8 protein-coding genes and 2 pseudogenes are annotated in these 10,763 nt (G+C 66.0%); 5 read left to right on the top strand and 5 right to left on the bottom strand.

From position 1 onward, the window contains the following. Nucleotides 1-204, bottom strand: a pseudogene (locus tag X803_RS22515) (hypothetical protein); the annotation flags it as partial. A 236-nt stretch (nucleotides 205-440) separates the two neighbouring features. Between X803_RS22515 and X803_RS0106450 the strand changes: the two are divergent. Then, nucleotides 441-1,460 (top strand): LacI family DNA-binding transcriptional regulator, encoded by a 1,020-nt coding sequence (locus tag X803_RS0106450; protein WP_026544508.1) that lies wholly within the window; start codon nucleotides 441-443, stop codon nucleotides 1,458-1,460. Nucleotides 1,461-1,513: 53 nt separating this feature from the next. Here the strand turns inward: X803_RS0106450 and X803_RS0106445 are convergent, their stop codons facing one another. The 4 genes from X803_RS0106445 to X803_RS0106430 are packed head-to-tail and all read right to left on the bottom strand — an operon-like array spanning nucleotide 1,514 to nucleotide 6,092. Continuing rightward, nucleotides 1,514-2,800, bottom strand: coding sequence for a glycoside hydrolase family 32 protein (locus tag X803_RS0106445; RefSeq protein ID WP_026544507.1), 1,287 nt, complete (start codon nucleotides 2,798-2,800; stop codon nucleotides 1,514-1,516). 27 nt (nucleotides 2,801-2,827) lie between these two features. Further along, nucleotides 2,828-3,679, bottom strand: coding sequence for a carbohydrate ABC transporter permease (locus X803_RS0106440; RefSeq protein WP_026544506.1), 852 nt, complete (start codon nucleotides 3,677-3,679; stop codon nucleotides 2,828-2,830). 11 nt (nucleotides 3,680-3,690) lie between these two features. Beyond that, nucleotides 3,691-4,650, bottom strand: a complete 960-nt coding sequence (locus X803_RS0106435) for a carbohydrate ABC transporter permease (protein WP_026544505.1) — start codon at nucleotides 4,648-4,650, stop codon at nucleotides 3,691-3,693. Further along, complete coding sequence (locus X803_RS0106430) at nucleotides 4,650-6,092, bottom strand: extracellular solute-binding protein (protein ID WP_051470528.1); 1,443 nt, start codon at nucleotides 6,090-6,092, stop codon at nucleotides 4,650-4,652. Before X803_RS0106430 ends, X803_RS0106435 begins: the two co-directional genes overlap by 1 nt. Nucleotides 6,093-6,234: 142 nt before the next feature. Between X803_RS0106430 and pgm the strand changes: the two genes are divergently transcribed. The 4 genes and pseudogenes from pgm to X803_RS18230 form a co-directional block, all read left to right on the top strand. Beyond that, the gene (pgm, locus tag X803_RS0106425) at nucleotides 6,235-7,866 is read left to right on the top strand and encodes a phosphoglucomutase (alpha-D-glucose-1,6-bisphosphate-dependent) (protein WP_026544503.1); all 1,632 of its coding nucleotides are present in this window, start codon (nucleotides 6,235-6,237) and stop codon (nucleotides 7,864-7,866) included. Between the two features lie 117 nt (nucleotides 7,867-7,983). Next, complete coding sequence (locus tag X803_RS0106420; RefSeq protein WP_026544502.1) at nucleotides 7,984-9,312, top strand: uracil-xanthine permease family protein; 1,329 nt, start codon at nucleotides 7,984-7,986, stop codon at nucleotides 9,310-9,312. Between the two features lie 336 nt (nucleotides 9,313-9,648). After that, nucleotides 9,649-10,440, top strand: coding sequence for a DUF2382 domain-containing protein (locus X803_RS0106415; protein WP_026544501.1), 792 nt, complete (start codon nucleotides 9,649-9,651; stop codon nucleotides 10,438-10,440). Nucleotides 10,441-10,545: 105 nt separating this feature from the next. After that, nucleotides 10,546-10,763 (top strand): annotated as a pseudogene (locus tag X803_RS18230) (aspartate/glutamate racemase family protein); the annotation flags it as partial.

Genomic DNA, 10,763 nt, shown 5'->3' with positions numbered 1-10,763 from the left:
AGCCGCGGTCGCATGGCTCGCGGCGTCAGGACAGCCGAGTCTGGTAAGTGGCGCAACCCGGTCCAGCAACGTGACTCCGGAACCCTTCACCAGGCGGACACCCCGACTCGGGATGGCCAGGTCGGAGCGGCGAAGGCGGTTGTAGGACGAACCCCGCGCGAGAGCCTCCTCGACCGTGAATGAGAACCGACTGGGAAGAGACATGTATGCAGAGTCCACCCGTTTCATGATGCCGTCGAAACCCCGGTGGATTCCTTTATCCACAAGGCGGACTTGATATGTCCCGCCAACCGCAATCGAGCGGGCGCTTATAACCCCTTCGGTGGAGCGCAGGCGTCATATGTGCCCGCTCGATCCGGAAACCGGTGATGAATGAAGGGCGAGGGCCCTCACTGACACGTATTAGGTAAACTGGCCGGAGAGTCCACCGAGGGAGATCCATGACAGCCCGCAAGGCAACAGCACTCGATGTTGCGAAGGTCGCCGGCGTCTCGCGCAGTGCGGTGTCCATGGTCCTCAACGGCAACATCAAGGGCAACGTTTCCAGGGAGGCCCAGGAACGGATCCGCGCGGCCGCCAGGGAACTCAACTACCTCCCCAACCCGGTGGCCGTGAGCCTGCGCAATCAGCGGACTGCGACGCTGGGTATCGTCACGGATGAAATCGTGACAAGCCCCTTCGCGGGACGGCTTGTCAGCGGTGCCACCAACGCGGCGCTTGCCCGCGGGTACATGATCCTGGTGGTGGACACCGAGCACATCCCGGGACGCGATGAACTGGCCATCGACGCACTCCAGCACCGCAGGGTGGACGGGTTGATCTACGCCACGGGCAGCCTCAAACCCTACAGCCCCACCGACCCCTTCCGGGCGCAGCCGGCAGCTCTGGCAAACTGCTTCGACCCGCAGGACAGGCTCGCCGCCGTGGTCCCGGACGAGGTCACCGGGAGCCGACGCGCCACCGAGCTGCTCCTGGAACTCGGCCACCGCCGGATCGCACTTCTCGGCGGCGACGATGAAAATGCCGCACTGCTCCGTGAACAGGGCTACCGCACGGCAATGGAGAACGCCGGCCGGTCCTTCCGCGACCAGCAGGTGGTGGTGACCGGATGGGACATTGACCAGGGCTACCGGGCAGCTGAATCTGTCCTGCAGGAGCCGGACCGCCCCACCGCGGTCCTGGCCGCGAATGACCGCGTGGCCACCGGCATCCTGCTGTACGCGGCGTCCGCGGGGATCCGGGTGCCGGAGCAGCTTTCGGTGGTGGGCTACGACGATCAGCAGAACGTGGCCGCGAACCTGGTGCCGGCGCTGACCACGGTCGCACTCCCCCACGCGGAGATCGGGGCCATCGCCGTCAACCGGGTCCTCGACGAACTTGAGGGCGGCGAGCGGCGGACCGAACGCGTGCTGGTGCCCTGCCCGCTCATCACCCGGCAGTCCACGGCGCCGGCGGCGTGAGCAAAGGGAACCGGCTTCGAAGCGGGGGTACGGCTCAGCCGGCTCCGGGAACCCTACGGCAAGCCGAGTTCCCAGGCTTCGACGGCGGCATCGCCGGTAACCGTCAGCTCCCAGGTCTCGTCCGGGCCGGGATACGCGCGCAGCGTCACTGCCGTGGATGCCTCGCGGTAGACCTCGACGACCGACGCATCCACCAGCACTCGCACACCGTGTGATGACTCCGCCGAATACACCTCACGGGACCCCGACGGCGACACCAGGGCAAGCGAAACCCTCACCTCACCGCGCGGCGTGACTACCGCTTCGGCGGCGGCCGGCAGTTCAGTGACATCACCGGAATCCAGGGCACGACGGCGGTAGCCCACCAGTTCCCGCGCGGGCTTTACCACCAGCCCGTCATTGACGACGCCGAGTTCGCGGGGGAAGGTCAGCATGCCCGCCCAGCCGGCGGCATCGGACTCCTCCTCCGTCCGCGACTCCCAGGACCAGCCCCACAGCATCACCCGGTCATCGAGCTGGACGGCCTGCGGCGCGTAAAAATCGGGGCCGCCGTCTGTCGCCGCGCAGGCCTCCGGGGTGAAGACCGGGCGGCCGCCGTCGTCGTTCATTGATCCGATCAGGTGGGCCACACCGGAGAGGTGATGTGCACTGTCCCGGTGCTTCCACAGGGACACGATCAGCACCCAGCGGCCGTCCACCTCCACCAGCTGCGGGCATTCCCAGATGTTCGCCTGGGCGCCGGCGGCCGCGGGATGGGCGGTGGTCAGCCAGATCCCGACGTACTTCCAGGCGGAGAGGTCCGTGGCGTCATAGAGGAGCAGGGCGCCGCGTCCGTCATCCAGCCCCGCGCCCTGGATGGCGTAGCGCATGCCGTGCCAGGTGAAGAGGAAGGGATCCCGGACAGCGGTGACGGACGGATCAGCCGGCACGCCGGCGGCGACCTCGCCCTCCTGGCGCCACTGCCGCAGGTCGGCGGACCCGCGGGCAAGGGTGACCTGTGACGCGCCGCTGTGGTCCTGCACTCCGCTGTAGACGGCGGTGGGGACGCCGTCGTCGTCGGTCATCACTCCCGACCAGCAGCCCGCCGCATCCGGCCCGCCGGGCTGGGGTCTCAGCGCGATCGGTTCCTCTTCCCAGCGGAGCAGGTCGGCAGAACTGACGTGGCCCCAGGTGATGGCGTCATGCCGGGCGGAATCGGGGTTGTGCTGGAAGAACACGTGCCAGCGCCCGTTCCGGAAGCAGATCCCGTTCGGATCGTTCAGCCAGCCCTGGCTGGGGCGGGGGTGCAGGAGGGGGAAGGCGCGGTCGACGACGACGGCGGCTGTTTCTGGGGAAGTCACGGTTTCCTTCGGAGCGGGCACGGACGGTTACTTGCTTGCGCCGGCGGTCAGGCCTTCGCGGAGGGTGCGCTGGCCGAAGATGAAGACCACCAGGGCGGGGATCATGGAGAGGATGACGCCCGCAAGGACCACGGAGATGCTGCCGGTGCCGAGGTTGCCCTGCAGCGTGACCAGGCCCAGCGGGAGGGTGTAGTTCTCCTGCGAGATGGTGAGGATCAGCGGCCTGAAGAACTCGTTCCAGTGGAAGTTGAAGGCGAGGATGCCCACAATTGCCATCCCGGGCACGGCCAGCGGCGCGTAGACCGAGCGGAACGTCCGCCACGGGGACGCGCCGTCCAGCGCTGCGGCCTCCGCGAAGTCATTCGGCAGGCCCAAAAAGTACTGACGCATCAGGAACGTGCCGAACGCGGTGGGGATCGCGGGGAGGATCAGCGCGAGGAGGGTATCGGACAGGCCCATGCCGCGGATGAGCATGAACACCGGGACGATCGTGACCTGCACCGGGACCATCATGGTGGCCAGGACCACCGAGAACAGCGCGTTCTTGCCCTTGAAGCTCAACCGGGCGAAGGCGTAGCCGGCGAGCGCCGCCGTCGCCATCTGTCCGACGGCGATCAGCAGCGTGACCAGTGCGCTGTTGACCACGAGGAGCACCATGTTCACCTGCTGGAATACCTCGACGTAGGAGGTGAAGTCGGGGTTGAGCGGCAGGAACTGCGGCGGAAGGTTGAACGATTCCGAGGGTGTCCTCAGCGACGTCGACAGGGTCCACATCACGGGACCGAGCGTCAGCGCCGCGGCCACCAGGAGGACCAGGATCCGCGCGGCCATGCCGGGGCGCAGCCTGCGGGTCGTGCGGGGTGCGGTAAGGGTGCTCATTCTCAAGTTCCTCACTGGTAGAAAACGAATCGGCGGCTGAGCCGGAACTGAAGGGCGGTGATGGCCATGATCAGCATCATGAGCACGAGCCCGATGGCGGAGGCGCGCCCGAACTCGAGCTGCTGGAACGCCGACTCGAAGATGACCATCACGGCGGTCCGGGTGCTGTCGCCCGGCCCGCCGCGGGTCAGGACGTACGGCTGATCGAAGACCTGCAGCGCGCTGATGATCGCCATGACCGAGGCGACCAGCACGGTGGGGCTGAGCAGCGGCAGCGTGACATTGACGAACTGCCGCCAGCCCGTGGCGCCGTCCAGCGCGGAGGCCTCATGCAGTTCCTTGGGGATGGACGCCAGCCCGCCGATGAAGAGCAGGAAGGAAAACCCGAAGTTCTGCCACACATAGACCAGGACGACGACGGCGGCGGCACCTCCTGAGGTGGTCAGCCACGGCACCGCGGGAATGCCGATCAGCGAGAGCATCCAGTTGACGACGCCGAACTGTTCGTTGAACAGATACCCCATGAAGATCGAAACCGAGGCGGCGGAGAGGATCAGCGGGAAGAAGAAGGCTGACCGGAAGAACACGCGCAGCCAGTTGGGCATGCGGCCCTGGATTGCGACGGCGAGGGCCATCGCAATGCCGAGCTGCAGGGTCACCGCCACCACCACAAAAACGATGGTGTTGAGGAAGGAAACCCGGACCGTGGGGTCGCTGACAATGTCGGCGAAATTGCTGAATCCGACAAACTCCGGTGCGGAAATGATGTCCCAGCGGAAGAATGCCAGGAGGATCGAGCCGAGGATGGGCACGATCGTGAAGATCGCCATGCCGATCACCGTGGGGGCGAGGAACAGCGGCGCAATGAGGCGCTCGGCCAGCGACCGTTTCCGCCGGGCGGCGGCGGAGGAGCGGGTGGGGGGTGCCGGCGTCGTCGTGCCTGTGGTGTTTTTGAGTGTTGGAGTGCTCATCATTTGCTCCTGAGGGCCAGTTCGAGGTCACGCTGCAGGCTCCCCATCGCTGAGCGGACCTGCGCGGAGGAGCCGCTGACGGCAACCGACACGTTTTTCATGAGCGCGGTTTCCACGGCGGCCTGCTGCGGTGGGGCGGGGATGGGACCGGAAGTAGGGAAGCGGTCGAGGGTGTCGTAGAAGACCTTCCAGTGCTCGGGCCCGGTGGCGGCGTAGAGGGACTGGTTCACCATGGAACGCCGGGTGGGCGTGGTGTTCGGGGAAGGGATGGCGAGTTCCATGGCCGGTTTGGATGCACAGAACTTCACCCATTCCCAGGCGGCGTCCTTGTCCCTGGCGGTGCGCATGATGGCGTAGCCGGCGGCGCCGAACTGGTGGCGCTGGGTGCGCCAGCGGGGGAAGAACTGGACGTCGAAGTCGTCGGCGCCCATACCTGCCTCGTGCAACCCCTGCACCCAGTACCCGCCGGCCGGGGTTGCACCGATGCGGCTGCTCGCGAAGAGGCCCACCAGGGCGTTGCCTCCACCGCCCTCCGGACGGACCCCGAGGCCTTCGGCGACGAGTTCGCGGAGGTAGTCGAAGGTTTCAATGACGCGCGGGTCCTCGGCATTCGGCGCCTCCCAGAGGTAGCCGCCGCTGCGCTGGGCGCGTGTGGGATCCTGCCCGTAGAAGCGGTCCCAGAACCAGTCACCACCGGCAGCCTTCTCCTCGGTGAGGAAACTGGTGTCATTCGCGTAGAGCCACGGCACCACGCCGCCGAAGAGCCGGTTGGTCCAGTAGTAGGGGGTGAAGCTGCCGTCGGTGGTGGACTTCATGGCACGCATGGTGGCGGTGAAGTCATCGTGGTTCCAGTCATCCGCCGGGCGGTCAAGCCCCGCGCGCTGCAGCGCACTGGTGTTCAGGTACATGTTGGCGGCGTTCCAGTCCAGGGGAAGCTGGTAGAGGCTCCCCCGGTACATGAACGCCTCGATAAGGCTCGGATGGACGTCCTGGAAGTATTCCTGGATGTCCGCGGCGTCGCGGGTCAGGTACGGATCGAGGGGTTCGGCGAGCTTCTCGGCGAAGAGCTGGGCGCCCTCGGTGGCAACGTAGACGACGTCGGGAGGGTTACCGGCCGCGACCATGGTGAGGATCTTGGAGAAGAAGTCGCGCCAGTCGGCGCCCTGGATGGCCTGGATGCGGACCGGGATATCCGGATGCAGGCTCGTGAATTCCTCTACCAGAGCCTGGCGTGCTGCTGCGTCGGCTGAGGTACCGAGGATGGCCACATTGAGTGCGGTGCTGCTGCGGCCCGGGATATCAGCGCCGGTGAGCCTCGGCCAGGCGCCCACGGTCGCGCCGACAGCCCCGATGCCGAGTGCCCCCAGAAGCGTGCGGCGTGACAGGTCGCCTGTGCGGGCACTGAGCGGGTTGCGCTGTCCTGGAAGGTGCGTAGACCTCATCGTCATTCCTTTCTAACACGTGTCAGGAAGCCTACTCTCCTCTCCTGACACGTGTCAAGCGTCACATCTGGGTGAATCCCCGGACGAGAAATGAACGGCGTATTGCTGCTGCGCCGAGCCACATGATGGCATGCTAGGTCCCATGGCTAATCGAGCAGGCACTGTTGCCCAATCCAGCGACCTCGTTGACGTAGGCGCCCTCCTGGACGCGTATTTCGATTCCACCCCGGACCTCTCCGATCCTGCGCAGCGCGTGGCCTTCGGAACCTCCGGACACCGTGGATCCTCGCTGAAATCCTCCTTCAATGAGGGGCACATCGCCGCCATCACCCAGGCAATCGTCGAGTACCGGGCGGGGCAGGGAATCACGGGGCCGCTCTTCATGGGCAGGGACACCCACGCCCTCTCCGAACCCGCGCAGAACACCGCGCTGGAAGTGCTCGCCGCCAACAACGTGGCAGTCCGCATCGACGCCCGCGGCGCGTACACACCCACCCCCGCCCTCTCGCACGCCATCCTCGCCTACAACGGCTCGCGGACTGACCAGGCGGACGGCATCGTCATCACGCCCTCCCACAACCCGCCTGCTGACGGCGGTTTCAAGTACAACCCACCCCACGGTGGTCCGGCGGACTCCGACGCCACCAACTGGATTGCCGCGCGGGCCAATGAACTCCTGGAGAACGGCCTCCGCGGCGTGAACCGGATTCCCACCGCCCAGGCGCAGCAGGCATCCTCCGTCAGCACCTACGATTTCCTCCAGCACTACGTCGAGGACCTCCCCAACGTGCTCAACATCGAGGCCATCCGCAGCGCCGGCGTGCGCATCGGTGCTGACCCAATGGGAGGCGCGGCCGTGGATTACTGGGGTGCCATCGGCGAGCGGCACAACCTCGACCTCACGGTGGTGAACCCCGCCGTCGACCCGCAGTGGGCCTTCATGACGCTCGACTGGGACGAGAAGATCCGCATGGACTGCTCCTCCCCTTACGCGATGGCGTCGCTGATCTCCCGTGCCGGGGACTATGACATCTCCACCGGGAACGACGCCGACGCGGACCGACACGGGATTGTCACCCCTGATGCCGGGCTGATGAATCCAAACCACTATCTCGCCGTCGCTATTGACTACCTCTACCGGAACCGACCGCAGTGGCGCTCGGATGCGCGGGTGGGCAAGACCCTCGTATCGTCGTCGATCATTGACCGGGTGGCAGCGGACCTCGGCCGGGTCCTGGAGGAAGTTCCGGTGGGCTTCAAATGGTTCGTTCCCGGGCTGATGTCCGGTCAGGTGGCGTTCGGTGGAGAGGAATCCGCCGGCGCGTCCTTCCTCCGGCATGACGGATCCGCGTGGAGTACCGACAAGGACGGCATCCTCCTGGCCCTGCTCGCCTCGGAGATCACTGCGGTTTCAGGCCGCACTCCGTCGCAGCACTACGAGGGCCTGACCCAGCGGTTCGGTGCTCCGGTCTACGCGAGGATCGACGCCGCTGCAACGCGGGAGCAGAAGTCGGCACTGGGCAAGCTGTCGCCGTCGGACGTCACCGCCACCACGCTGGCGGGCGAGGACATCACCGCCCGCCTCACGGAAGCTCCCGGTAACGGGGCGCCGATCGGCGGTCTGAAGGTCACTACAGAGAACGCCTGGTTCGCGGCCCGCCCGTCCGGCACCGAGGACGTGTACAAGATCTACGCCGAGTCGTTCCTCGGCGAGGACCACCTCAAGCGCGTCCAGGAAGAGGCGAAGGCCCTCGTGGACGGTGTGATCGCCTAACCCCTCCGAAAGTTTTTGTCGCCTAACTCCTGTTCTGGAGGGGTTTTAGCAGCAGATAGGCGACAAAAAGTGCAGGGTAAGATTTCCGGAGATCCCCCACCTCCGGAAGGCACAGCCATGAGCAAACTCGGAATGAACTGGACCCTGCACGGAGACGGGCGGAACGTCCGTCCCGGCCGGTTCGTCGCCCCCGATGAGCGGCTCAGCTGGCCCAGGACCATCGGTATCGGCGCCCAGCACGTGGTCGCGATGTTCGGGGCCACGTTCCTGGTGCCGCTGCTGACCGGCTTCCCGCCGTCCACCACCCTGCTTTTCTCGGGCCTCGGCACCCTGCTCTTCCTCATCATCACGGCCGGCCGGGTACCCAGCTACCTCGGATCGAGCTTCGCGTTCATCGCACCCATCGCCGCGGCGCAGAACCAGCACGGTCCGGCCGGGGCACTCGGCGGCGTCGTCATGGCCGGCGCAGCCCTGGCGCTGATCGGCCTCGTGGTGCACTGGGGCGGCGCCCGCTGGATCCAGGTCCTGATGCCGCCCGTTGTCACCGGCGCCATCGTTGCCCTCATCGGGCTGAACCTCGCCCCCACCGCCAAGGCCAGCTTCGAGCAGGCACCGCTGACGGCGCTCGTAACGGTGGTCTCGATCCTGCTGGTCACAGTGCTTTTCAGGGGAATCCTCGGCCGGCTTTCCATCCTGGTGGGGGTCCTCGCCGGCTACCTCGTGGCGGTTCTGCGGGGCGAAGTGGATTTCACCGCCGTCAACGACGCGGCGTGGTTTGGGCTGCCTCCCTTCATGGCTCCTGAATTCCACCTCTCCGTGGTCGGGCTGTTCATCCCCGTGGTGCTGGTGCTGGTGGCCGAGAACATCGGCCACGTGAAGTCGGTCGCCGCCATGACCAACCGCGATCTCGATCCCGTCACCGGGCGCGCCCTCATGGCCGACGGCCTGGCCACCATCCTTGCCGGGTCCGGCGGAGGATCCGGCACCACCACCTACGCAGAAAACATCGGAGTCATGGCGGCCTCCCGGGTGTACTCAACCGCCGCGTACTGGGTGGCCGGGGTAATCGCCGTGCTCCTGAGCCTCTTCCCGAAGTTCGGCGCCCTCATCGCCACTGTGCCGGCAGGAGTACTGGGCGGCGCCGGCGTCGTTCTCTACGGGATGATCGGCATTCTCGGCGTGCGCATCTGGGTACAGAACCGGGTGGACTTCTCCAACCCGATCAACCTCTCCACGGCGGGGGTGGCCCTGGTGGTGGGTATCGCCAACTTCACCTGGACGGTCGGCGACCTCAGCTTCGAGGGGATCGCCCTCGGTACCGCAGCCACGCTCGTCATCTTCCATGGCATGAGCGGCATCGCGCGTGCCCGCGGCAGCGAGCATGTCGCCGGGCCGTCCGAGCTGAAGTCGGAGGACCGCGGGAGCCGCCCATCCAAGCTCGGCTAGATGCTGTACTTCGCGGCATGCTGCCGCGCGGTCCGGCACAGTCGGCTGGCTTCTGAACTGTCCGCTCAGGTGTTATCCGGTTCAAACGGGGCCGGGAGCCAGTGTAAACCTGAAAGATTTTTGGACGCCCGGCAAGCGGCAGCGAACCCATACCGGACAAGGGCTTTCAGAAGCTGACCGGGAATTTAACTAGCCCAGCTAGTAGTAAGCGTGCTTCCTATCTCCCCCCATCTGTGCTTAGGGTGTGTGAACACCAACCGGTGAACGCGCACAGAACCCGCGTCCAACCCGGAACTCCCCCGGTGCCACCAAGGCAGCACGACAAAGGAGAACACCATGATTACCCAGGACCACATCGCCCAGATCCTCGAATCCGGCGGCAAGGTCATTGACAACGACGGCGACAAGATCGGTTCCGTCGGCCAGATCTACGTCGATGACCACACCGGAAACCCGAGCTGGGTCACCATCAACACCGGGCTCTTCGGTTCAAACGAGTCCTTCGCTCCGCTCGAGCGGGCAGCACTGGAGGGCAATGACGTGCGCGTCGGGTACTCCAAGGACAAGATCAAGGACGCCCCGAACGTTGCCCCCGATGGCCACCTGAGCGAGCAGGAAGAGGCGGAGCTCTACCGTTACTACGGAATCTCCACCAATGGCTATGCCGCGGGCGAGGACACCATGGAAACCACTGGAAACTATGAGTCCGACCGAGCCACCGTCGGCCACGACACCTCCGGGCCGACCACCGACGACGCGATGACTCGCTCCGAGGAGCAGCTCCACGTGGGTACCGAGCGCCGCGAAGCCGGGCGTGCACGGCTGCGCAAGTACGTCGTCACGGAGAACGTCACCCAGACCGTTCCGGTGCAGCGTGAAGAGGTCCGCATCGAGCGCGAGCCGATCACGGATGCCAACCGGGGCGAAGCCCACGCCGGCCCGGCCATCAGCGAGGAAGAACACGAGGTCACGCTCCATGAAGAGCGCGCCGTGGTCGAGAAGGAAGCCGTGCCGGTAGAGCGGGTCCGCCTCGACAAGGAAACCATCACGGAGCAGCAGACCGTCAACGAGGAAGTCCGCAAGGAGCAAATCGACACGGACGACGTCGATACCCGCGAAGGCCGCTAACCAGCGGATTCCGGCAAACTGGCATTCGGCCCACCTTCCCAACCGGGAAGGTGGGCCTTTTGCGTGGTGTGGATAGCTTCGGGTGTCCCCTGTCATGATGGGTCCATGTTGCGCATCGGCCTGCTCGGCGGCATGAGCTGGGAAAGCACCACTGAGTATTACCGCCGCATCAATGAAATGGTGCGGGACCGCCTCGGCGGTTTTCATTCGGCGGACTGCCTGCTGCGGTCTGTCGATTTTGCGCCCATTGAGGCGTTACAGGCCCAGGGGCTGTGGGACGAGGCCGGCGCGGTACTGGCTGCCGCCGCCGTCGAACTTGAAAG

The organism is Arthrobacter sp. 35/47 (assembly GCF_000520475.1).
In the GTDB taxonomy this organism is placed as follows: Bacteria; Actinomycetota; Actinomycetes; order Actinomycetales; family Micrococcaceae; genus Arthrobacter_D; species Arthrobacter_D subterraneus.
Note: the sequence above shows the minus strand (reverse complement) of the source record. Positions and strands in the feature narration are given on the sequence as shown.